19 protein-coding genes and 1 pseudogene are annotated in these 23,096 nt (G+C 71.4%); 11 read left to right on the top strand and 9 right to left on the bottom strand.

The genetic code is table 11. The features are described from left to right. Positions 1–38: 38 nt before the first annotated feature. Positions 39–467 (bottom strand): annotated as a pseudogene (locus ACF08B_RS20790) (hypothetical protein); the annotation flags it as partial. Between the two features lie 38 nt (positions 468–505). Then, positions 506–916, bottom strand: coding sequence for an ATP-binding protein (locus ACF08B_RS20785; protein WP_392318699.1), 411 nt, complete (start codon positions 914–916; stop codon positions 506–508). A gap of 205 nt (positions 917–1,121) precedes the next feature. On the opposite strand from ACF08B_RS20785, the gene ACF08B_RS20780 reads away from it, so the two are divergent. Together ACF08B_RS20780 and ACF08B_RS20775 are read left to right on the top strand one after the other, a co-directional pair. After that, a complete protein-coding gene (locus ACF08B_RS20780; protein ID WP_392318698.1) occupies positions 1,122–1,961 on the top strand; it encodes a helix-turn-helix transcriptional regulator in 840 nt (279 codons plus the stop codon). Positions 1,962–1,969: 8 nt separating this feature from the next. After that, positions 1,970–2,170, top strand: a complete 201-nt coding sequence (locus tag ACF08B_RS20775) for a DUF397 domain-containing protein (RefSeq protein ID WP_392318697.1) — start codon at positions 1,970–1,972, stop codon at positions 2,168–2,170. A 4-nt stretch (positions 2,171–2,174) separates the two neighbouring features. Here the strand turns inward: ACF08B_RS20775 and ACF08B_RS20770 are convergent, their stop codons facing one another. After that, positions 2,175–2,693: a hypothetical protein gene (locus tag ACF08B_RS20770; RefSeq protein WP_392318696.1), complete on the bottom strand. Its 519-nt coding sequence runs from the start codon at positions 2,691–2,693 to the stop codon at positions 2,175–2,177. 55 nt (positions 2,694–2,748) lie between these two features. Between ACF08B_RS20770 and ACF08B_RS20765 the strand changes: the two genes are divergently transcribed. Both ACF08B_RS20765 and ACF08B_RS20760 read left to right on the top strand, forming a co-directional pair. Beyond that, on the top strand, positions 2,749–5,007 hold the full coding sequence (locus ACF08B_RS20765) for an ATP-dependent RecD-like DNA helicase (RefSeq protein ID WP_392318695.1): 2,259 nt from the start codon (positions 2,749–2,751) through the stop codon (positions 5,005–5,007). Positions 5,008–5,246: 239 nt separating this feature from the next. Further along, the gene (locus ACF08B_RS20760; RefSeq protein WP_073900549.1) at positions 5,247–6,536 is read left to right on the top strand and encodes a citrate synthase; all 1,290 of its coding nucleotides are present in this window, start codon (positions 5,247–5,249) and stop codon (positions 6,534–6,536) included. 706 nt (positions 6,537–7,242) lie between these two features. On the opposite strand, the gene ACF08B_RS20755 is transcribed toward ACF08B_RS20760, so the two are convergent. From ACF08B_RS20755 to ACF08B_RS20740, 4 genes are all read right to left on the bottom strand, one after another. Further along, positions 7,243–9,489 carry a heavy metal translocating P-type ATPase gene (locus ACF08B_RS20755; protein WP_392318694.1) on the bottom strand — a complete coding sequence of 749 codons (2,247 nt, stop codon included), beginning with the start codon at positions 9,487–9,489 and terminating at the stop codon, positions 7,243–7,245. Positions 9,490–9,575: 86 nt separating this feature from the next. Further along, positions 9,576–9,815 (bottom strand): heavy-metal-associated domain-containing protein, encoded by a 240-nt coding sequence (locus ACF08B_RS20750; RefSeq protein ID WP_392318693.1) that lies wholly within the window; start codon positions 9,813–9,815, stop codon positions 9,576–9,578. A gap of 71 nt (positions 9,816–9,886) precedes the next feature. Then, positions 9,887–10,837 carry a PrsW family glutamic-type intramembrane protease gene (locus ACF08B_RS20745; protein WP_392318692.1) on the bottom strand — a complete coding sequence of 317 codons (951 nt, stop codon included), beginning with the start codon at positions 10,835–10,837 and terminating at the stop codon, positions 9,887–9,889. A gap of 92 nt (positions 10,838–10,929) precedes the next feature. Beyond that, entirely contained in the window at positions 10,930–11,568 is a 639-nt protein-coding gene (locus ACF08B_RS20740; protein WP_392318691.1) for a TetR family transcriptional regulator, read from the bottom strand. A 159-nt stretch (positions 11,569–11,727) separates the two neighbouring features. Between ACF08B_RS20740 and ACF08B_RS20735 the strand changes: the two genes are divergently transcribed. Next, positions 11,728–13,914 (top strand): MMPL family transporter, encoded by a 2,187-nt coding sequence (locus ACF08B_RS20735; protein WP_392318690.1) that lies wholly within the window; start codon positions 11,728–11,730, stop codon positions 13,912–13,914. 82 nt (positions 13,915–13,996) lie between these two features. Further along, positions 13,997–15,046, top strand: coding sequence for a zinc-dependent alcohol dehydrogenase family protein (locus ACF08B_RS20730; RefSeq protein WP_392318689.1), 1,050 nt, complete (start codon positions 13,997–13,999; stop codon positions 15,044–15,046). A gap of 50 nt (positions 15,047–15,096) precedes the next feature. Here the strand turns inward: ACF08B_RS20730 and ACF08B_RS20725 are convergent, their stop codons facing one another. Beyond that, a complete protein-coding gene (locus ACF08B_RS20725; protein ID WP_392318688.1) occupies positions 15,097–15,297 on the bottom strand; it encodes a helix-turn-helix transcriptional regulator in 201 nt (66 codons plus the stop codon). Positions 15,298–15,607: 310 nt separating this feature from the next. Beyond that, positions 15,608–16,522 (bottom strand): sugar phosphate isomerase/epimerase family protein, encoded by a 915-nt coding sequence (locus tag ACF08B_RS20720; protein ID WP_392318687.1) that lies wholly within the window; start codon positions 16,520–16,522, stop codon positions 15,608–15,610. Positions 16,523–16,646: 124 nt separating this feature from the next. Here ACF08B_RS20720 and iolC point away from each other — a divergent pair, with 124 nt between their 5' ends. Genes iolC through mmsA form a run of 5 tightly spaced genes read left to right on the top strand, consistent with a single transcriptional unit; the run spans position 16,647 to position 22,793 of the window. Beyond that, positions 16,647–17,597: a 5-dehydro-2-deoxygluconokinase gene (iolC, locus tag ACF08B_RS20715; RefSeq protein ID WP_392318912.1), complete on the top strand. Its 951-nt coding sequence runs from the start codon at positions 16,647–16,649 to the stop codon at positions 17,595–17,597. A gap of 11 nt (positions 17,598–17,608) precedes the next feature. After that, positions 17,609–18,544, top strand: coding sequence for a deoxyribose-phosphate aldolase (locus tag ACF08B_RS20710; protein WP_392318686.1), 936 nt, complete (start codon positions 17,609–17,611; stop codon positions 18,542–18,544). Between the two features lie 7 nt (positions 18,545–18,551). Next, positions 18,552–19,391: a 5-deoxy-glucuronate isomerase gene (gene iolB, locus ACF08B_RS20705; RefSeq protein ID WP_392318685.1), complete on the top strand. Its 840-nt coding sequence runs from the start codon at positions 18,552–18,554 to the stop codon at positions 19,389–19,391. Then, on the top strand, positions 19,388–21,274 hold the full coding sequence (iolD, locus tag ACF08B_RS20700) for a 3D-(3,5/4)-trihydroxycyclohexane-1,2-dione acylhydrolase (decyclizing) (RefSeq protein WP_392318684.1): 1,887 nt from the start codon (positions 19,388–19,390) through the stop codon (positions 21,272–21,274). Before iolB ends, iolD begins: the two co-directional genes overlap by 4 nt. A 16-nt stretch (positions 21,275–21,290) precedes the next feature. Continuing rightward, positions 21,291–22,793 carry a CoA-acylating methylmalonate-semialdehyde dehydrogenase gene (gene mmsA / locus ACF08B_RS20695; RefSeq protein ID WP_392318683.1) on the top strand — a complete coding sequence of 501 codons (1,503 nt, stop codon included), beginning with the start codon at positions 21,291–21,293 and terminating at the stop codon, positions 22,791–22,793. Positions 22,794–23,096: the final 303 nt, after the last annotated feature.

Raw genomic sequence — 23,096 nt, 5'->3', positions numbered from 1 at the left:
CCAGGTCTCCAGCTGGTCGAGGTCGGTGCAGGTCTCGACGCCGAGAGCACCGCGAGGGGTACGTCCCGTTCGGCCTGCCGCTCGTCCGCGATCACCGGCACGTTGTCGGGGCCCAGCGCGAGGGGTCGCACCGTCAGCGAGTGCCAGCCGGGGAAGCCGAAGCGGATCGGGCGGGACGCCCACTCGGCCGTCTTGCTGCTCTGTGTGATGACGATGAGCACCGGCTCGCAGCGGTACTTCTCGTAGAGGTAGGAGAGGTAGTAGGGCCGGCTGCCCCGCTTGCGTTCGTCCACCTTTCCTTTCGACTCCACGACGAGGAGGTAGGTGCCCTCGTCCGTCTCCGCCCGCAGCAGGGTGTCCACCCGGCGTTCGACCGGTCCGATCTCGGTGAGGTCCACGTTCAGCGCGGCGATCTCGCGGGGTTCGGGGAACGGGACGTGCAGGACCCGCTGTAACGCCCGGGTCAGACCATCAGCATCTCCTTTGGTGCGACGTGATCAACGAGCTAGGCGGCCACGAGTTCGCACCAGACGTACTTGCCCCGGTCCCCGAACCGGGCCGACGGCTGCCAGCCCCAGTGGTCCGCGCAGGCCCGCACCAGGCCGAGTCCGCGCCCGTCCTCGCTCTCCACGACCTGCCCCAGCGGCCGTGGGGCGGGCGGGGGCCCGGGGTCCGTGTCCCACGCCCCGATCCACACCACCCCCTGCGCGGTACGGCGCACCCTCAGCGCCGCCGGCCCCTTCGTGTGCCGTACCGCGTTGGACACCAGCTCCGTCGCCAGCAGCTCCGCGGTGTCCACCAGGCCGATCAGACCGTGCAGGGTCAGGATCAGGCGCAGGGTGCGCCGGCAGACGGTCACGGCTCTGAGGTCGTTGGGGATGTAGAGGGTGTAGTCCCAGGACCCGTTCTCGGGCATGCGTCATCAACTCCGGTCAGCTGAGGGGTGTTTCGCGAGCGGTGGCGATGCCGCGGCCGTCATGGCAGGACAGGGCGGTGCACTTCCGCTGCGTATCGGTTGCGTCACAGACGGTAGACCTGAAAGTTTCGGCGAGGCAAGCGGGTCGCGTAATCTGACCCCGAACGAGACGCGTCACCAGAGGCGTTGGAAGAGGAGTCGCTCGATGCCCACCAGGCGCGAACCAACGGCACGTCAACTGCGCCTGGCGTCAGAGCTGCGCAAGCTTCGCGAGGCGGCTGGTCTCAGCGCTCGCCAGGCCGCAGCCCTGCTCGGCGTCAGCAATGTCCAGGTGAGTCAGATCGAGGCCGGACTGTCGGGGGTGAGTGAGCAGCGGCTGCGACGCCTTGCGTCTCACTACGCCTGTGTGGAAACGGAGTTCATCGACGCACTGGTGGAGATGGCGACAGACCGGACGCGCGGCTGGTGGGAGGGCTACCGAGGACGGCTGCCCACGTCCTTCCTGGATCTGGCCGAGCTTGATCACCACGCCACGTATCAGCAGGACGTGGCCATCCTGTACGTTCCGGGCCTTCTGCAGACCGAGGACTACGCCCGGGCGGTCTTCTCCTCCCGGATTCCCGAACTCACGAGCGACGAGCTCGAAGTTCGGGTCCAGCATCGACTGACGCGACAACGTGAGGCCCAATTCCCTCACGAGATCGTGATTCACGAGTCGGCTCTGCGTATGAGGGTCGGTGATCGAGCCGCCGCGCGCGCTCAACTCCTCGGACTCCTCGAAGCATCCGAGGTGGAACGCATCACCTTGCGCGTCATTCCGTTCGACCTGGACGGCTTCGCCAGGGCTTCCAGCACGATGACGTACGTCGGTGGACGTGTGCCCAAGTTGGACACGGTTGCGCGCGACGCGCCGCATGGTGCGCTACTGATCGATTCCGAGGCTCAGCTCAGCGCCTATCGAACGCGCTTCCGTAGGGTAGAAGCCGTATCGCTCGAACCGGACCCGTCGCGTGACTTCATCCACCGGCTGTCGAAGGAGCTGTGAGGCGCACCATGACCACACCGGGCAACTGGCAGAAGTCGTCCTACTCCGGCGAGGGTGACGGAAACAACTGCGTGGAGATCGCGAACAGCCCCACTCACGTTGCCGTCCGTGACTCGAAAACCCCCGCCCGCGCCCTCCTCACCTTCCCCGCCCCGGCGTTCACCGTCTTCCTCGACGGGCTCAAGAACGCACCGCGCACCCGCTGCTGAGGCCTCAGAGCCAGAACACCGCGGCCAGGGCTATCAGCGTGCCGAGGGCGATGGCGCCGCCGAACGCGCCCGCGGCGATGGCCACCTTGACACTCGCGGGCCGGATCTCCCGCCAGCCCAGTTCCCGGGCCGCGCCCCGGATCAGGCGGTGGCCGTCGGCGGAGGAGAAGGAGTACTCCGGCGTGCCGTTCAGGCTCCAGCGCTTCTCGGCGTACATGCTCCGGCCGACGGTCACCGTCCTGCCGAGCCGCACGCCGTCCGGTCCCGCCCCGTACTCGACGGTGCGCACGACGTCCGTCAGCGTGTAGCGCCTCTCGTGCGGGCGCAGCGCCACCCGGAACGTGTGCACCTGGCTGACCCGGTGCCTGGTCAGCGTCTCCCGGAACTGCGGGTCCTCGACGTCCACGGTCACGTCGAATCCCGGCACCGTGCGGCGCATCCGGTACCGGGTGCCGGCGGTGGCGGCCTCGACGCGGTCGTAGAACTGCTGCCCGGCGTCCGTGCTGTTGATGTCCTCGGTCACGGGCAGGCACGGTAACAGTGCGCCGCTGTCGGACCCCACCGGTACCGTCGGGACCATGGCGCACCAGGAGGGGAACGCGACGGCCGAGCGGCGGCTCGCCGTGCTCGAGGGCGTGCTGGAGCGGATCACGTACGCCAACGAGGAGAACGGCTACACGGTCGCCCGGGTCGACACCGGCAGGGGCGGCGGAGACCTCCTCACGGTGGTCGGCGCGCTGCTCGGCGCGCAGGCGGGGGAGTCCCTGCGGATGGAGGGCCGGTGGGGCTCGCACCCGCAGTACGGCAAGCAGTTCCACGTGGAGAACTACACGACCGTGCTGCCCGCCACGGTCCAGGGCATCCGCCGGTATCTCGGCTCCGGCCTGGTCAAGGGCATCGGGCCGGTCTTCGCCGACCGCGTCACCCAGCACTTCGGGCTGGACACCCTCCGGATCATCGAGGAGGAGCCCGGGCGGCTCATCGAGGTGCCGGGCCTCGGCCCGAAGCGGACGAAGAGGATCGCCGACGCCTGGGAGGAGCAGAAGGCGATCAAGGAGGTCATGCTCTTCCTCCAGACGGTGGAGGTCTCGACGTCCATCGCCGTGCGCATCTACAAGAAGTACGGCGACGCCTCGATCTCGATCGTGAAGAACCACCCGTACCGCCTCGCCGCCGACGTCTGGGGCATCGGCTTCCTCACCGCCGACAAGATCGCGCAGTCCGTGGGCATCCCGCACGACAGCCCGGAGCGGGTGAAGGCGGGCCTGCAGTACGCCCTCTCGCAGTCCGCCGACCAGGGGCACTGCTTCCTGCCGGAGGAGCGGCTGATCGCCGACGCGGTGAAGCTGCTCCAGGTCGACACGGGGCTGGTCATCGAGTGCCTCGCCGAGCTGGCCCGCGCCCCGGAGGACGGCGCCGACCCCGGGGTCGTACGGGAGAGCGTCCCCGGCCCCGACGGCGGAGGCTCCGAACCCGTCACCGCCGTGTACCTGGTTCCCTTCCACCGCGCCGAACTGTCCCTCTCCGCCCAGCTCCTGCGCCTCCTGCGCACCGGGGAGGACCGGCTGCCGGTCTTCCGGGACGTGGACTGGGCGAAGGCCCTCGGCTGGCTGAAGTCCCGTACCGGCGCGGACCTCGCCCCCGAGCAGGAGGCCGCCGTCCGGCTCGCGCTGACCGAGAAGGTGGCCGTGCTGACCGGCGGGCCCGGCTGCGGCAAGTCCTTCACGGTCCGCTCGATCGTGGAACTGGCCCGGGCCAGGCGCGCCAAGGTGCTGCTCGCCGCGCCGACCGGCCGGGCGGCCAAGCGGCTGGCCGAGCTGACCGGCGCCGAGGCCTCCACCGTGCACCGCCTGCTGGAGCTGAAGCCCGGCGGCGACGCCGCCTATGACCGGGACCGGCCGCTGGACGCCGACCTCGTCGTCGTGGACGAGGCCTCCATGCTCGATCTGCTGCTGGCCAACAAGCTGGTGAAGGCCGTGCCGCCGGGCGCCCACCTGCTCTTCGTCGGGGACGTGGACCAGCTGCCCAGTGTCGGCGCGGGGGAGGTGCTGCGGGATCTGCTCGCCGACGGCAGCCCCCTGCCCGCCGTCCGGCTCACCCGCGTCTTCCGCCAGGCCCAGCAGTCCGGCGTCGTCACCAACGCGCACCGGATCAACGCCGGGCAGCATCCGCTCACCGACGGGCTCGAGGACTTCTTCCTCTTCGTGGAGGACGACACCGAGGAGGCCGGACGTCTCACCGTGGACGTGGCCGCACGGCGGATCCCGGCCCGGTTCGGCCTCGACCCGCGCCGGGACGTGCAGGTGCTCGCGCCGATGCACCGGGGACCGGCCGGTGCGGGAGTGCTGAACGGGCTGCTCCAGCAGGCCGTCACACCCGGCCGGCCCGACCTGCCGGAGAAGCGGTTCGGCGGTCGCGTCTTCCGCGTCGGCGACAAGGTCACCCAGATTCGCAACAATTACGAGAAAGGGAAGAACGGTGTCTTCAACGGCACCGTGGGCGTCGTCACCTCGCTCGATCCGGTCGACCAGCGTCTTACGGTGCTGACGGACGAGGATGAGGAGGTCCCGTACGATTTCGACGAACTGGACGAACTGGCACACGCGTACGCGGTGACCATCCACCGCTCGCAGGGAAGTGAATATCCCGCGGTGGTGATTCCCGTCACCACGGGGGCGTGGATGATGCTCCAGCGGAACCTGCTGTACACGGCGGTGACGCGGGCGAAGCGACTCGTCGTCCTCGTCGGTTCACGCAAGGCGATCGGGCAGGCGGTGCGCACGGTGTCCGCGGGACGGCGGTGCACGGCACTGGACTTCAGGCTCGGCGGTTCCTGACGGCCTCTGACCAGGGGCGTCGACCCGCGGCGAAAAAAATGATCGATCAAACGAGTCGTGAAGGTCACAGAGCACTTCCCGATGCCGTTCCGAGGGGGCAGGATGAGCAGGTTGGCGGCACTGAGTGCCGCCAATAGGCCCAATGGTCGACCCCGAGTGCACTCTCCTGAGCCAAATGGGGGATGGTAGAGACAGTCAGGGCACCTCGAAGATGAGGCACTACGTCGGTGAGGGAAGACGTGAGCGACAACTCTGTAGTACTGCGGTTCGGCGACGGCGAGTACACCTACCCGGTGGTCGACAGCACCGTCGGCGACAAGGGCTTCGACATCGGGAAGCTCCGCGCCCAGACCGGTCTGGTGACTCTGGACAGCGGTTACGGCAACACGGCCGCCTATAAATCCGGCGTCACCTACCTCGACGGCGAGGCGGGCATCCTCCGCTACCGCGGCTACCCCATCGAGCAGCTGGCGGAGCGCTCCACCTTCCTCGAGGTGGCGTACCTGCTGATCAACGGTGAGCTGCCGACCGTCGACGAGCTGACGACGTTCAAGAACGACATCACGCGGCACACCCTGCTGCACGAGGACGTCAAGAACTTCTACAAGGGCTTCCCGCGCGACGCCCACCCGATGGCCATGCTGTCCTCGGTCGTCTCGGCGCTGTCCACCTTCTACCAGGACAGCCACAACCCGTTCGACGAGAAGCAGCGCAACCTCTCCACGATCCGCCTGCTCGCCAAGCTTCCGACGATCGCGGCGTACGCGTACAAGAAGTCGATCGGTCACCCGTTCGTCTACCCGCGCAACGACCTCGGCTACGTCGAGAACTTCCTGCGCATGACCTTCTCGGTGCCGGCCGACGAGTACGAGCTGGACCCGGTCGTGGTGGCCGCGCTGGACAAGCTGCTCATCCTGCACGCCGACCACGAGCAGAACTGTTCGACCTCCACGGTCCGCCTCGTCGGCTCGTCGCAGGCCAACATGTTCGCGTCGATCTCGGCCGGCATCTCCGCCCTGTGGGGCCCGCTGCACGGCGGCGCCAACCAGTCCGTGCTGGAGATGCTGGAGGACATCCAGGCCTCCGGCGGCGACGTCGACGCCTTCATCCGCAAGGTGAAGAACAAGGAGGACGGCGTCCGCCTGATGGGCTTCGGCCATCGGGTCTACAAGAACTTCGACCCGCGCGCCAAGATCATCAAGGCCGCCGCGCACGACGTCCTGTCCGCCCTCGGCAAGTCCGACGAGCTGCTGGACATCGCGCTCAAGCTGGAGGAGCACGCGCTCTCCGACGACTACTTCGTCTCGCGCAGCCTCTACCCGAACGTCGACTTCTACACCGGTCTGATCTACCGGGCCATGGGCTTCCCGACCGAGATGTTCACGGTCCTGTTCGCCCTCGGCCGGCTGCCGGGCTGGATCGCCCAGTGGACCGAGATGATCAAGGAGCCGGGCTCCCGCATCGGCCGCCCGCGCCAGATCTACACGGGCGTCGTCGAGCGCGACTTCGTCCCGGTCGAGGAGCGCTGACACCGGCCGGTGAGGGCACCGGTCCCGGTGTCCTGACCGGTGGCTCTCCCGGCTTCGGCGCCGCCTGGCTCGTGCGGACCAGGGGCGCCGGGTGCACCTGCGCGGAAAGGGCCTGCCGAAACGGCGGGCCCTTTGTCGATGCCGGGATGCCGATGCCGGGATCCGGACAGCAGAAGGCGCCCTGACACGCCGGTCCCCCCACGGGCCGACGACCAGGGCGCCTTCCCATGTCCCGGTGCGGATTCCCCCCACGGGATCCGGCCGGGCGCTCGGAGAGGACAGCGCCTGAATTCGCTGTCGGTGAGTACGACGGGCGAACCCGCCGTACTCCAGTGACACGGTGCGATCTGCCGGGACAACGCACGCCCGGGAGGGCCGCTCAAAGCTTCCCGGTGTACGTGCCCCGGCAACGCATCTCTGAGGAAGTCCCCCAAGACATCCCCAGATGCCGGTCGGCGCCCCCCAAGACGCCGGCCCGACATCGCCAACTTAGACCTTCGAACCCCTTCGATGGTTACGTTCGCATCACTGTGATCTGCGTCTCTTGCATATGTCCTTTAAGTGCGCAAGAGCCCCGGTACGCCGATCGGGACTCAAGCGTAAGGATGATGCGCGAGCCTTGTGAAGAGCTTATGTGAGGCTCGCGCCGGACTCCAGGGGGACTCTTACTTCCGCACCCCCGAACCCCCGGTAACCCCGCCCGACTTCAGCGGAATCGGCGTAGTCGCAGACTGTTGGTCACCACGAAGACGGACGAGAAGGCCATCGCGGCCCCCGCGATCATCGGGTTGAGCAGTCCCGCGGCGGCCAGCGGCAGCGCGGCCACGTTGTAGCCGAAGGCCCACACGAGGTTGCCCTTGATGGTGGCGAGGGTCCGCCGGGAGAGCCGGATCGCGTCCGCCGCCACCCGCAGGTCCCCGCGGACCAGCGTCAGGTCGCCCGCCTCGATCGCCGCGTCCGTGCCCGTGCCCAGGGCGAGGCCGAGGTCGGCGGTGGCGAGCGCGGCCGCGTCGTTGACGCCGTCGCCGACCATGGCCACGCTCCGCCCCTCGCCCTGCAGCCGCCGTACGACGTCCACCTTGTCCTCGGGGAGGACCTCCGCGATCACCTCGTCGATGCCGACGGTCCTCGCGACCGCCTCGGCGACCGTCCGGTTGTCCCCGGTGAGCAGCACCGGCGTGAGCCCGAGGGCGCGCAGCTCGCGCACCGCCTCGGCGCTGGTCTCCTTGATCGCGTCGGCGACGGCCAGGACCCCGCGGGCGCGTCCGTCCCAGCCGGCCAGGACGGCCGTACGGCCCTGCCGCTCGGCCTCGCGTGCCGCGCGGTCCAGCTCCGGCGGCAGGTCGTCGTACAGGCGCCCGACGGCCACCTCGCGGCCCTCCACCCGCCCGCGTACGCCCCGCCCGGGGACGTTCTCGAAGTGCTCGACCGCCGGCAGTGCCCCGGCGCGTTCCTCGGCGCCGGCGGCGACGGCGCGGGCGACCGGGTGCTCGGAGGCGTGCTCCAGGGCGCCCGCGAGGCGCAGCAGCTCCTTGTCGTCCTCGCCGTCGGCGGTGTACACCGCCTGGAGGGTCATCCGGCCGGTGGTGACGGTGCCGGTCTTGTCCAGCACGACGGTGTCGACGCGGCGCGTGGACTCCAGCACCTCGGGGCCCTTGATGAGGATGCCGAGCTGGGCGCCCCGGCCGGTGCCGACCATGAGCGCGGTCGGTGTGGCGAGGCCGAGCGCGCAGGGGCAGGCGATGATCAGGACGGCCACGGCGGCCGTGAAGGCGGCGACCGTGTCCCCGGTGACGCCCAGCCAGACGCCGAACGTGCCGAGCGCGATCAGGATGACGACGGGGACGAAGACGGCGGAGATCCGGTCGGCGAGCCGCTGCACCTCGGCCTTGCCGTTCTGCGCGTCCTCCACCAGCCTCGCCATCCGGGCGAGCTGGGTGTCGGCGCCGACCCGGGTGGCCGCCACGACCAGCCGGCCGCCCGCGTTGACGGTGGCGCCGGTGACCCGGTCGCCGGGGCCGACGTCGACCGGTACCGACTCGCCGGTCAGCATGGACGCGTCCACGGCGGAGACGCCCTCGACCACCGTGCCGTCGGTGGCGACCTTCTCGCCGGGTCGTACGACGAACCGGTCGCCGACCGCCAGGGAGGCCACCGGGACGCGCACCTCGCGCCCGTCCCGCAGCACCGCCACGTCCTTGGCGCCCAGCTCCATCAGCGCCTTCAGGGCCGCACCGGCGCGCCGCTTGGAGCGGGCCTCCAGATAGCGGCCCAGCAGGATCAGCGCGACGACTCCGGCGGCGACCTCCAGGTAGATGGTGGAGGCGCCGTTCATCCGGGAGACGGTGAGGCGGAACTCGTCGTGCATGCCCGGCATGCCCGCGTCGCCGAGGAACAGTGCCCACAGCGACCAGCCGAACGCGGCCAGCGTGCCGACGGAGACGAGGGTGTCCATGGTGGCCGCGCCGTGCCGCAGGTTGGTCCAGGCCGCCCGGTGGAAGGGGGCGCCGCCCCAGACCACCACGGGTGCCGCGAGGGTGAGCGAGAGCCACTGCCAGTCGTCGAACTGGAGCACCGGGATCATCGCGAGCAGGACCACGGGGACGGCGAGTGCCGCGGAGACGAGCAGACGGTGGCGCAGGGAGCCGAGTTCGGGGTCGCGCTCGGGGGTGCCGGGTCCGGCCTCGGGCGCCGGCTCCGGCGGCGGGGGCTCCTCGGCGGTGTAGCCCGTCTTCATGACGGTGGCGATCAGGTCGGCGACCTGGACGCCGTCGGCGTAGGTGACCTTCGCCTTCTCGGTGGCGTAGTTGACGGTGGCGCTCACGCCGTCCATCCGGTTGAGCTTCTTCTCCACCCGGGCGGCGCAGGAGGCGCAGGTCATCCCGCCGATGAGCAGCTCGACCTCGGCGACCTGGCCGGTGGCTATCGCTGTCTCTGCGGTGGTGCTGGTCATGTCCGGACTCCAGACATCGGACCGGGCCGTACGGATCCAGTATCAGCTGGTCGGTGCGGCCCGGTCGGGGAAGGGGAGGGTGTTCCTCAGGCCTTGCCGGCCAGCTCGAAGCCGGCCTCGTCCACCGCGGCGCGCACGGCCTCGTCGTCCAGCGGAGCCGCGGACACGACGGTCACCTCGCCGGTCGACGCGACGGCCTTCACGGAGCCGACGCCGGGGATCTCGGAGATCTCGCCGGAGACGGAGCCCTCGCAGTGGCCGCAGCTCATACCGGTCACCCGGTAGACGGTGGTGACGGAGCCCGGGGTGTCGGTCTGGGCGCTCATGTCGTTCTCCTCGTCGAGGCGTGTGGGGCCGGCGGGGCCCACGGGGGCCCAACAGTTCTCACACTATACCCCTAGGGGGTATTTCTCCAAGAGGGGTCCCGGCGCGCCAGCGACCGCACCCAGCCGATCCCTGCGAGCGCGACCAGGACCGTGCCGCCGGCCGAGAACAGCGCGAACAGGTGCTCCTGCCCGGCACCCGGCCCGGCCGGGTACCCCGGTGCGATCGGCCGGGTGGCGGGGCCGGTGCCGGACAGGCGGGCCACCAGCCGCAGCGCGATGCCGTGCGTGGAGTCCCACAGCGTGTGCAGCAGGCAGACGCCCATGAAGGCGGCGACCACCGGTGGGGCGTACCGGAAGGTTCCGTTCGGCCGGCGCAGCGACAGCAGCGCGCCGCCCGCGACCGCCGTCCACAGGGCCTGCCCGAAGGGAGCGAGTACCCCGCGGGGCAACTCCGTCTCCAGCAGTGTCCGCAGGTCCGTTCCGTCGGCGGAGGCGACGGCGGCGAGGCCGTACCCGGCGCTCTCCAGTGCGGCGAAACCGGCGCCGACGGCCGCGCCGAGCACCAGTCCGGCCCGCATCCCGCGGATGCCCGGCCGGCGGCGCAGCACGAAGACCAGCGCCCCCAGCTTGGCCGCCTCCTCGATCACGCCGACGCCGAGGAACCGCCCGAGGGAGGGGTGCGCCAGGTGCCCCTCCGCCAGCGCGGCGCCGAGCACGCCCAGCGCGCCGCCGGCCAGGAAGCAGCCGAGGACCGCGCTCACGCCCAGGTCGCGGGCGTGCCGCTCGTACGCCCACAGCACGTAGGCGACCGGTACGGCGAAGCCGCCGAGCAGGATCAGCATCGGCAGCGTGGCGGTGCTCCGTGTCAGGTACGCCACGCAGGCGGCCGGCGCCCACAGGGCGAGGGCGCCGCACAGGGCGCGCCGCCACAGGCCCGCCCCGATGTGCGGGTACGGCGGTGGCGGCTGCTGCGGGCGGGGGATGCGGGCCCTGGGCCTGCCGGGCGGCGGGGAGTGGGTCACGTGCGTCCCCTCGGACTGCTGCTGGGCGATTTACCCGCACCTTAGGCAGGTGTGCCGGAAGTCGCAGTCCGGGGGATCGCGGCGCAGCCGGGTCAGGCGCGGCCGAGCGAGGCGCCCACCAGCGGGTCCAGGTAGCGGACCAGGACGTCCTTGGTCTCCTGGACGTACGCCGCGCGTTCGGCGCCCTCGCGGGCGAGGACCAGCTCCAGGCCCGCCTTGTAGATGCCGAGGCAGACGTGGGCCGTGCGGGTGATGTCGGCCTGTGCGGTGCCGGGCATGAGGGAGGTGAGCAGCGCCTCGATGCGGCCGACCACGGTGGAGTGCAGCTGGTCGTGCGCCTCGGCCATCCGGCCCGGGATGTCGGGGCCGTGCATGAGGGCGAAGAACACGGGGTGGTCGGTGTTGAAGGCCATGAACCGGTCGACGGCCGAACCGATCGCCTCCTCCAGCGGGGTGCCGGGAGTGACCGGTGCCAGTGCCTCGCCGTAGGCCTCCCGCATCTCGTGCATGAGCCGGTCGCCGAGCTCGATCGCGATCGCTTCCTTGTTCGGGAAGAACTGGTAGAGCGTGCCCGGTGAGACGCCGGCCTCCCGGGCGATGGCGTTGGTGCTCGCGGCCGTGTAGCCGGTGGTGCAGAAGACCTGGGCCGCGGCTTTGAGCAGCTGGGCGATACGGCGTTCGCCGCGGGCCTGGCGCCGCCGCGGCTGCTCCTTCTCCGAGGTGTCCGACACGCGTGATCCCCAGCTCTCCGAAGACGATTGACAAACGCGAGTGGTCGCTCGCATTCTTGAGAAACGCGAGCGACGTCTCGTGTTTGCCATTTTATGGCGATGGCTCCTCCGTGCCTCCGTCCTTGCAGGCACGGCTCCTGGTGAAGGGGACACCGCAGGATGACCGAAGTCAACAGCCCACCCCGGCCCGGCCGCTGGACCCGGCTCGTGACCGCGCGGCCGCGCCTGTCGCTGCTGGTGGCCCTGCTGCTCACCGCCCTCGCCGTGGTGGCCGGCAGCGGTGTCGCCGACCGCCTCGGAAGCGGCGGCTGGGAGGACCCGGCGGCCGAGTCGACGTACGCGACCAAGGCGCTGGAGCGCGAGTTCCCCGGCTCCCAGCCGAACCTGCTGCTCCTGGTCGACGCCGGCCGCGCCTCGGTCGACGATCCCGCGGTGGCCGCCCGGGCCCGGGAGCTGACCGCCCGGCTGGCGGAGGAGAAGGGGGTCACGGGCGTCGGCTCCTACTGGCGGAGCGAGTCGCCCGCCCTGCGCGCCGAGGACGGCCACGAGGCGCTGATCGCCGCCCGCATCACCGGCGACGAGAGCGCGATGGGCAGGACCCTGGACCGCATCGCCCCCCACTACCGGGGCACGCACGGCCCGGTGCGGGTGAAGGTCGGCGGCATCGTCGCGGTCCGGCACGAGATGCAGAGCATCATCAAGGAGGACCTGACCCGCGCCGAGCTCATCGCGCTGCCCATCACCCTGGTGCTGCTCGTGATGGTCTTCGGCAGCGCGGTCGCGGCCCTGCTGCCGCTGGGCATCGGCATCGTCGCGATCCTCGGGACGAACGCGGTGCTGCGCGGTCTGACCTCCTTCACCGACGTCTCGGTCTTCGCGCTGAACCTCACCACGGCCCTGGGCCTCGGCCTCGCCATCGACTACGCCCTGTTCATCGTCCGGCGGTACCGCGAGGAGCTGTCCACCGGCGCCGATCCGCTCACGGCGGTGGGCACGACCCTGCGCACGGCCGGCCGCACGGTGCTCTTCTCCGCGCTCACGGTCGCGGTGTCCCTGGCCGCCATGATGGTCTTCCCCCAGTACTTCCTGCGGTCCTTCGCCTACGCCGGCATCGCCGTGGTGCTCCTCGCGGCCGCGGCCGCACTGATCCTGCTCCCCGCCGCGCTCGTCCTGCTCGGACACCGGGTCAACTCCCTGGACCTGCGCCGCCTCTTCCGGCGCGGCCGCGCGTCCGCGTCCGCCGACGGCACCGCCTGGGCCCGCGCCGCGTCCCTGGTCATGCGCCGCGCCCCGCTCTTCGCGCTCGGCACGACCGCCCTGCTCGTCCTCCTCGGACTGCCCTTCACCGGTGTGAAGTTCGGCACCGCCGACGACCGTCAGCTCCCGTCGACCGCCGAGTCCCACGTCGTGCAGCAGCACATCCGCGAGGGCTTCCCGGGCAGTCCCGGCGGCGGCCTGGAGATCCTCGCCGAGGGCAAGGGCACGGAGGCCCAGTACGCCTCCTACCGCCAGCGGGTGGCCGCCCTGCCCGAGGTCGCCCGTGTCGACGGTCCCCTGGTCCGGGGCGACGCGGCCTACTTCACGGTCCAGCCGAAGGGCGAGGCGGTCGACGAACCGGCCCAGCGCCTGGTGGGCGACCTGCGCTCGCTGCACGCCCCCTTCGACACCCGGGTCACCGGCACGGCCGCCGTGCTGGTCGACACCAAGCACGCGATATCCGAGCGTCTGCCGTGGGCGGCCCTGTTCATCGCCGTGGTCACCCTGCTGCTGGTCTTCCTGCTCACCGGCAGCGTGCTGATACCCCTGCAGGCCGTGGTGCTCAACGCGCTCAGCCTGACGGCGATGTTCGGCGCGGTGGTGTGGGTCTTCCAGGACGGCCACCTCTCCGGCGCGCTCGGCTTCACCAGCCCCGGCTCCATCGAGACGACCCTGCCCGTCCTGATGTTCTGCGTGGCCTTCGGCCTCTCCATGGACTACGGCGTGTTCCTGCTCTCCCGCATCAAGGAGGAGTACGACCGCACGGGCGACCACGACGAAGCCGTGCGCCACGGCCTCCAGCGCACCGGCGGGCTGATCACCGCCGCCGCGGTCATCCTCGCGGTGGTGATGGTCGCCATCGGCACCTCGCGGGTGACCAACACCAAGATGCTCGGCCTCGGCATCGCGCTCGCCGTGCTGATGGACGCGATGGTGGTGCGCAGCCTGCTCGTCCCGGCCATCATGCGGCTCACCGGCCGCGCCACCTGGTGGGCTCCGGCCCCCCTGCGCCGCTTCCACCAGCGGTTCGGCCTCAGCGAGGGCGAACCGGCCGCCGTGGCCGAGGAGAAGGAGCCCGTACCGGTGTGAGCCCCGGCGGGGGCCGGTCCCGCCCGGCCTCCGCGGGCCGGGCACAGTGGACTCGTCCGTTGACCGGGGAAGGGTGAGGCACATGCGAGCGGTGGTCTTCGAGCGGTACGGCGAGCCGGCCGAGGTGCGGGAGGTCCCCGATCCCGAGCCCGCCGGGCACGGGGTGGTGGTGCGGGTCGAGGCGACGGGGCTGTGCCGCAGCGACTGGCACGGCTGGATGGGCCACGACTCCGACATCACCCTGCCGCACGTGCCCGGGCACGAACTGGCCGGCGTCGTCGAGGCGGTGGGCGCGCGGGTCACCGGATGGCGGCCGGGCGACCGGGTGACCGTGCCCTTCGTGTGCGCCTGCGGCACCTGCCCGTCCTGCGCGGCGGGCGACCAGCAGGTGTGCGAGCGCCAGACGCAGCCGGGCTTCCACCACTGGGGCTCGTTCGCGCAGTACGTGGCCCTCGACCACGCCGACGTCAACCTCGTCGCCGTCCCCGACGACATGGCCCACGCGACCGCGGCCGGCCTCGGCTGCCGCTTCGCCACCGCCTTCCGTGCCGTGGTGCAGCAGGGCCGGGTGGCCGCGGGGGAGTGGGTCGCGGTGCACGGCTGCGGCGGGGTCGGCCTGTCGGCGGTGATGATCGCGGCCGCCGCCGGAGCCCGGGTGATCGCCGTCGACGTCTCCCCGGCAGCGCTCGGCCTGGCACGGAAGTTCGGCGCCGCCGAGTGCCTGGACGCCACCGGTGTGCCCGACACGGCCGCCGCGATCCGCGAGCTGACCGGCGGCGGCGCCCACCTCTCCCTCGACGCCCTCGGCTCCCCCGCCACCTGCGCGGCTTCCGTGAACGGCCTGCGCCGCCGCGGCCGGCACGTCCAGGTCGGCCTGCTGCCCTCCGCCGACGGCACGACCCCGGTGCCGATGGCCCGCGCCATCGCCCTGGAACTCGAACTCCTCGGCAGCCACGGCATGGCCGCGCACACCTACCCCGCCATGCTCCGTCTGGTCCGCTCGGGCGCCCTGCGCCCCGACCTCCTCGTGACCTCCACCATCCCCCTCGACGCGGCCCCGGCGGCGCTCGCGGCGATGGGCACGGCGGCGGGGGCGGGGGTCACGGTCATCGAGCCGTGGCGCCGGGCCTGAGCCCGGCGCCGCACGGCGGTGGCCGCCCGGCACGGACGCCGGGCCGTCGATCAGTCCACTCTTCGGCCCCGGTTGCCGGGACGGGAGGCGACCCAGGCCCGGACGGTGTCGGCGTACCAGTAGGGCTTGCCGCCCTCCACATGGTCGGGCGACGGCAGCAGCCCGTGCTTGCGATAGGACCGCACGGTGTCCGGCTGCACCTTGATGTGCGCCGCGATCTCCTTGTAGGACCAGAGCCTTCGGTCGGTCATGAGTTGCACCTCCCTGCGCGCGCCGCGGCGGCGACCGAGGACGGCCGTCGGGGGAGCCGGGCGCTGCGCTGGCGATCACCAAGCCTGTGCCCGGTGAACGACGCAGAGTGACCGGCGGGCAGGGCCTGTCGACCGGGTGTGACCGAGCACCCGCGTACACGCGACATGTGTGACACAAGGGGGGTGTTTGTGACAGAGCTGGAGCAGAGACTTCCGTCCGCACGGCGGCGTGGCGCGTCGACAACCGACGACAACGCCGCGGATGTGCGTGCCACGCCCCGCGACGCGGGCGTGATCCAAACGACAGGCCCTAAGCCCCGCACGAGCGCAGGAACGCCCGGGTCCGCCGGGCGATCGGCAGCGGACGGTCCGGCTCGCAGGGGTACATGTCCTGCTCGACGATCGCGAAGAGCTCCACGCCGAGCCGCTGCGCCGCCTCCAGCACCGGTCCCAGCTCAGGTGTACCGGACGGGGGCTCGCACATCACGCCCTGGGCCACCGCCGGGCCGAACGGCGTGCCCTTGGCCCGCACGTCGGCCAGGACCTCCGGGTCCACCTGCTTGAGGTGCAGATAGCCGATCCGCTCGCCGTAGGTCTCGATCAGCTTGACGCTGTCCCCGCCGCAGTAGGCGTAGTGCCCGGTGTCCAGGCACAGCGACACCAGGCCGGAGTCGGTGCCGTCGAGGAAGCGGGTGACGTTCTCCTCGCTGTCGATGTGGGTGTCGGCGTGCGGGTGGACGACGATCGTGAGGCCGTACCGCTCGCGCACCTCCCGGCCGAGCCGCTCGGTCAGCGAGGTGAGGTTCCGCCACTGCCCGGGCGTCAGTTCGGCGGGCTCCAGCACCTGCCCCGTCCGGTCGTCGCGCCAGAAGGACGGGATCACGACCAGGTGCCGGGCGCCCATCGCCCGGGTGAGGTCCGCGATCCCGGAGACGTGGGACCAGGTCTCCTCCCACACCTCCTCGCCGTGGTGCAGACCGGTGAAGACCGTGCCGGCCGACACCTTCAGGCCGCGCCGGGCGGTCTCCTCGGCGAGCACCCCGGGGTCGGTGGGCAGGTAGCCGTAGGGACCCAGCTCGATCCACTCGTAGCCGGAGGCGGCGACCTCGTCCAGGAAGCGCTGCCAGGGCACCTGCCGGGGGTCGTCGGGGAACCAGACGCCCCAGGAGTCGGGCGCCGATCCGATGCGGATGCGGGACAGTGAGGAGGGCGACAACGACGTCATGGCCGCCAGCGTGCGGGCGGGGCTATGGGGTGTCAAGGGCTGGTCCGAATGTCTGGACAAAACATTGACAGGGTCCGGCGTGCGGGACTACAAAGCCGGGGAGAGCCGTGACGAAGGGAAGCCGATGGCCTACGACCTGATCACCATGGGGCGGATCGGAGTGGACCTCTACCCACTGCAGACCGGTGTCCCGCTCGCCCAGGTGTCGTCCTTCGGCAAGTTCCTCGGCGGGTCGGCGACGAACGTCGCGGTCGCCGCCGCCCGGCTCGGCAGACGCACCGCCGTGATCACTCGAACGGGGGACGACCCGTTCGGCGTCTATCTGCACGAGGCGCTGCGCGGCTTCGGCGTCGACGACCGCTGGGTGACCCCCGTGCCCGGGCTCCCGACCCCGGTCACCTTCTGCGAGGTCTTCCCCCCGGACGACTTCCCGCTCTACTTCTACCGCCGGCCGAAGGCCCCCGACCTGGAGATCGACGCGGCCGAACTGGACCTGGACGCCGTCCGCGACGCCCGGATCTTCTGGGTCACCGGCACCGGCCTGAGCGAGGAGCCCAGCCGCACGGCGACCCTCGCCGCCCTCGCCCACCGGGCGAAGTCCGGCACGACGGTCTTCGACCTGGACTGGCGCCCCATGTTCTGGACCGACCCGGACGCCGCCCGCCCCTTCTACACCGAGGCGCTGCGCCACACCACGGTCGCCGTCGGCAACCTGGACGAGGTCGAGGTCGCGACGGGGGTGCGCGAACCGCACGCCGCCGCCCGCGCCCTGCTGGACGCCGGCGTCGAGCTGGCCGTCGTCAAACAGGGACCCAAGGGAGTGCTCGCCGTCGACCGCGCGGGCGAGTCGGCCGAGGTCCCGCCGCTGCCGGTCGAGGTGCTCAACGGCCTCGGCGCCGGGGACGCCTTCGGCGGCTCCCTCTGCCACGGCCTGCTCGCGGGCTGGGACCTGGAGACGGTCATGCGGTACGCCAACGCGGCCGGCGCCATCGTCGCCTCCCGCCTGGAGTGCTCCTCCGCGATGCCGACCCCGGACGAGGTGGCCGCCGCGCTCGACGCCGGAGCGGTGCTGTGAGGGCCGGCCGCGTGGCGGGCACGTACCCCCACGGCGGCGACGGGGCCGACCGGCGTCCCCGGGTGGACGTGGCCGAGCTGGTCCGCATCCGCACCCGCCACCCCGAGGCGATCGAGGAGGCCGCCGCCCGCCGGGCCCGGCGCCCGCTGCTCGGCGAGAGCGGCCGGCTGATGATCGTCGCCGCCGACCACCCCGCCCGCGGCGCGCTCGGCGTCGGCGACCGTGGGCTCGCCATGGCCAACCGCGCCGACCTGCTCGAACGCCTCTGCCTCGCGTTGTCCCGGCCCGGTGTGGACGGCGTCCTCGCCACCGCCGACATCCTCGACGACCTGCTCCTGCTCGGCGCCCTCGACCACAAGGTCGTCATGGGCTCCATGAACCGCGGCGGCCTCCAGGGCGCGAGCTTCGAGCTGGACGACCGCTTCACCGGCCACCGGCCCGAGGACATCAGCCGTCTCGGCTTCGACGCCGGCAAGCTGCTGCTGCGCGTCGACTACGCCGACCCGGGCTCCCTGACCACGCTGGAGTCCACCGCCCGCGCCATCGACGCCATGGCGGCACACCGGCTGCCGGTCTTCGTGGAGCCGTTCATCAGCCGCCGCACCCCGGAGGGGAAGCTGCGCAACGACCTGTCGGCCGAGGCGGTCACCCGGTCCATCGCCATCGCCTCCGGCCTCGGCGGCTCCTCGGCCTACACCTGGCTGAAGGTGCCGGTCACCGAGAACCCCGACGACATGGCCCGGGTCATGGAGACGTCCACGCTGCCGGCCGTGCTGCTCGGCGGCGACATCGGCGACTCCCCGGAGGACCAGGTGGCGGCCTACGAGAAGTGGCGCGGTGCGCTCCGACTGCCCACCGTGCGCGGCCTGGTGGTCGGCCGCTCGCTGCTGTACCCGGCGGACGGCGACGTGGCCGCCGCCGTGGACACCGCCGTAGGACTGCTGTGAGGACCGCATGACCAGCACCGACCTGCATCTGCCCCGGGGTGCCACCGCGAACGCCCGGTACGCCGTCGACATCGGCCCCGAGTCGGCCGGCTGGGCGCACAGCAGCCTGCGCGTCGTCGAGTTGGCGCCGGGCGGCCGTCATACGTTCCCCACCGGCGACAGTGAATGGATCGTGCTTCCGCTGGAAGGCGGATGTACCGTACAAATTGAGACTGCGTCAACCGAGCAGTGCGAGTATCAACTCCTGGGCCGGGACACTGTGTTCGCGTCGGTCTCCGACTTCGCGTACGCACCCCGGGACGCCCGGGTCCAGATCGCCTCCGGCGCGGGAGGCCGCTTCGCCCTGGCAGGAGCGAAGTGCGAGCGACGACTCCCCGCCCGCTACGGCCCCGCGCCGGAGGTCCCCGTCGAGGAACGCGGCAGCGGCACCTGCGCCCGCCGGGTGCGCAACTTCGCCTCCGCGGACTCCTTCGACTGCGACCGGCTGATCGCCGTCGAGGTGATCACCCCCGGTGGCAACTGGTCCTCGTACCCGCCGCACAAGCACGACGAGCACCGGCCGGGCGAGGAGTCCGAGCTGGAGGAGATCTACTACTTCGAGATCGAGGGTCCGAACGGTCTGGGGTACCAGCGCGTATTCCCCTCGCGCGAGGGCGGCAGCGACGTCCTCGCCGAGGTCCGCTCCGGTGACGCCGTCCTCGTCCCCGACGGATGGCACGGCCCGTCGATCGCCCAGCCCGGCCACGCCATGTACTACCTGAACGTCATGGCCGGACCCGGCGCGACGCGGGAGTGGCGGATCTGCTTCCACCCCGACCACGTAGAGAGCACAGGGGGGTACCGATGACCACCTCGACGACGAGGCTCACGGTCGCGCAGGCACTCGTCCGCTTCCTCGCCGCCCAGTACACCGAACGGGACGGCGAACGGCGGCGGCTGATCGGCGCCACCTGGGGCATCTTCGGCCACGGCAACGTCGCCGGGCTGGGCCAGGCGCTGATCGAGTACGCCCGCGTCATGCCCTACCACCAGGGCCGCAACGAGCAGTCCATGGTGCACGCGGCGGTCGGCTACGCCCGTCAGTCGGGCCGGCTGTCCACGCACGCGGTCACGACGTCGATCGGCCCCGGCGCGACGAACCTCGTCACCGGCGCCGCCCTCGCGACCGTCAACCACCTCCCGGTCCTGCTGCTGCCCGGGGACGTCTTCGCCACCCGCCCCGCCGACCCCGTCCTGCAGCAGCTGGAGGTGCCGTACGCGGGCGACGTCTCCGTCAACGACACCTTGCGGCCGGTGTCGAGGTACTTCGACCGCGTCACCCGCCCCGAGCAGCTGATCCCCAGCGCGCTGCAGGCCGTACGGGTCCTCACCGACCCCGTGGAGACCGGCGCGGTCACCCTCGCCCTGCCGCAGGACGTGCAGGCGGAGGCGTACGACTGGCCGGAGGAGTTCTTCGCCGAGCGGGTGTGGACCGTCCGCCGGCCGGGTGCCGACCCGACCGAACTGGCGGAGGCGGTCCGCGCGGTCCGGGCCGCCCGCAGGCCCCTCGTCGTCGCCGGCGGCGGGGTCCACCACAGCCGTGCCGAGGCGGCCCTCGCCGAGTTCGCCGCGGCCACCCGGATACCGGTCGCCTCCACCCAGGCCGGCAAGGGCGCCCTGCGCCACGACCACCCGCAGGACGTCGGCGGCATCGGCCACACCGGCACGGCGACCGCCGACGAGCTGGCCCGCACGGCGGACCTGGTCATCGGGATCGGCACCCGGTACACGGACTTCACCACCGCGTCCGGCACCCTCTTCGAGAACCCGGACGTCCGCTTCCTGAACCTCAACATCGCGCCCTTCGACGGCCACAAGCTGGCCGGACTCCCCCTGGTCGCGGACGCCCGCAGCGGCCTGGGCGAGCTGACCGAGGCACTCGTGATGCACGAGCACCGGGTCGCCGGCTCCTACGTCACCGAGTACACCGAGGACAAGGAGCGCTGGGAGCAGCGGGTCGACGCCTGCTTCGAGGCGGACGAACCCGACGTACGTCCGACCCAGCCGCAGGTCATCGGCGCCCTCGACGCGCTGGTCGACGAGTCCGACATCATCATCAACGCGGCCGGCTCCCTCCCCGGCGACCTGCACAAGCTGTGGCGGGCCCGGTCGTCCGACCAGTACCACCTGGAGTACGGCTACTCCTGCATGGGCTACGAGATCCCGGCCGCGATCGGCGTGAAGCTCGCCGCTCCCGAGCGGAACGTGTGGGCGCTGGTCGGCGACGGCACGTACCTGATGATGCCGACGGAGATCGTGACCGCCGTGCAGGAGGGAATCGCGATCAAGGTACTGCTCCTGCAGAACCACGGGTACGCGTCCATCGGCGGCCTGTCGGAGGCGGTGGGCGGCGAGCGGTTCGGCACGGCCTACCGGTTCCCGACCGACGAGGGCACCCTGACGGGCGCCCCGCTCCCCGTCGACCTCGCCGCCAACGCGGCCAGCCTGGGCATGCGGGTGCTGCGCGCGAGGACCGTGGGCGATCTGCGCGAGGCGCTCGCCGAGGCGCGGGCCGCCGACACTCCCACATGTGTCTACGTGGAGACCAAAACGTCCGACACTGTGTCGGGCGCGCCTCCGGCGCAGGCCTGGTGGGATGTTCCTGTGGCCGAGACCGCGACCCGACCGTCGGCGGTCAAGGCACGAGAGCTGTACGAACGGCACGTCTCGACCCGACGCCGCCATCTGTAATAAGGAGTCTCTGGGCATGACGAAGATCGTCAACCACTGGATCGGCGGGAAGACCGCCGAAGGCGCGTCGGGTGCGTACGGGCCGGTCACGGACCCGGCGACCGGCGCGGTCACCACCAAGGTCGCGTTCGCATCGGTCGAGGAGGTGGACGCGGCCGTCGCGGCGGCCAAGGACGCCTTCGCGACCTGGGGCCAGTCCTCGCTGGCCCAGCGCACCACGATCCTGTTCAGGTTCCGCGCGCTGCTCGACGCCCACCGCGACGAGATCGCCGAGCTGATCACCGCCGAGCACGGCAAGGTGCACTCCGACGCGCTCGGCGAGGTCGCGCGCGGCCTGGAGATCGTCGACCTGGCCTGCGGCATCAACGTCCAGCTGAAGGGCGAGCTGTCCACGCAGGTCGCCAGCCGCGTGGACGTGGCGTCCATCCGCCAGCCGCTCGGTGTCGTCGCCGGCATCACGCCGTTCAACTTCCCGGCGATGGTTCCGATGTGGATGTTCCCGATCGCCATCGCGACCGGCAACACCTTCGTGCTCAAGCCGTCGGAGAAGGACCCGTCGGCCGCCGTGAAGATCGCCGAGCTGCTGTCCGAGGCCGGTCTGCCCGACGGCGTCTTCAACGTCGTCCACGGCGACAAGGTGGCCGTGGACCGGCTGCTGGAGCACCCGGACGTCAAGGCCGTCTCCTTCGTCGGCTCGACCCCGATCGCCCGCTACATCCACACCACCGCCTCCGCCAACGGCAAGCGCGTGCAGGCCCTGGGCGGCGCCAAGAACCACATGCTGGTCCTGCCGGACGCCGACCTGGACGCGGCGGCCGACGCGGCGGTCTCGGCGGCGTACGGCTCGGCCGGCGAGCGCTGCATGGCCATCTCCGCGGTCGTGGCCGTGGGCGGCATCGGCGACACGCTGGTGGACAAGATCCGCGAGCGCGCCGAGAAGATCAAGATCGGCCCGGGCAACGACCCGGCCTCCGAGATGGGCCCGCTGATCACCAAGGCGCACCGCGACAAGGTGGCCTCCTACGTGGAGGGCGCCGCCGCCGAGGGCGCCGAGGTGGTCCTGGACGGCACCGGCTACACCGTGGACGGCTTCGAGGACGGCCACTGGATCGGCATCTCGCTGCTCGACAAGGTGCCCACGAGCGCCAAGGCGTACCAGGACGAGATCTTCGGCCCGGTGCTGTGCGTGCTGCGCGCCGAGACCTACGAGGAGGGCGTGGCGCTCATCAACGCCTCGCCGTTCGGCAACGGCACCGCGATCTTCACCCGGGACGGCGGCGCCGCCCGCCGCTTCCAGCTGGAGATCGAGGCGGGCATGGTCGGCGTGAACGTGCCGATCCCGGTGCCGGTGGGCTACCACTCCTTCGGTGGCTGGAAGGACTCGCTCTTCGGCGACCACCACATCTACGGCAACGACGGCACGCACTTCTACACCCGCGGCAAGGTCGTCACCACGCGCTGGCCCGACCCGGCCGACGCCCCGGCAGGCGTGGACCTGGGCTTCCCGCGCAACCACTGAGTGCCGCCCGGAGGTCGCCTCCGGTCCCCGTCAGGCCGTCCGGATTCCGGACGGCCTGACTTTTTTTTGACGCCCCGGCTGCGATTCTCGTTAGTGCTGGACGAATCGGGTGGCGAAGGATTGAACGAAGAATGACCTTCGAAAGCAAGGTCACGCACGCCTGAGTCTTGATGGATGCGTCTATTGGGCGTAACGGCCTGTGAAAGTGATGCAGAGGAGATCGTTCCACAACTGCGGATTTCGAAGGTAAACAGCCATTGACGCAGTGGTTTTCGTCGGGGTTCCCTATGGCAGCACCGGGAG

The sequence above is a fragment of the Streptomyces sp. NPDC015139 genome, from assembly GCF_043079785.1.
GTDB classification, from domain to species: domain Bacteria; phylum Actinomycetota; class Actinomycetes; order Streptomycetales; family Streptomycetaceae; genus Streptomyces; species Streptomyces albidocamelliae.
Note: the sequence above shows the minus strand (reverse complement) of the source record. Positions and strands in the feature narration are given on the sequence as shown.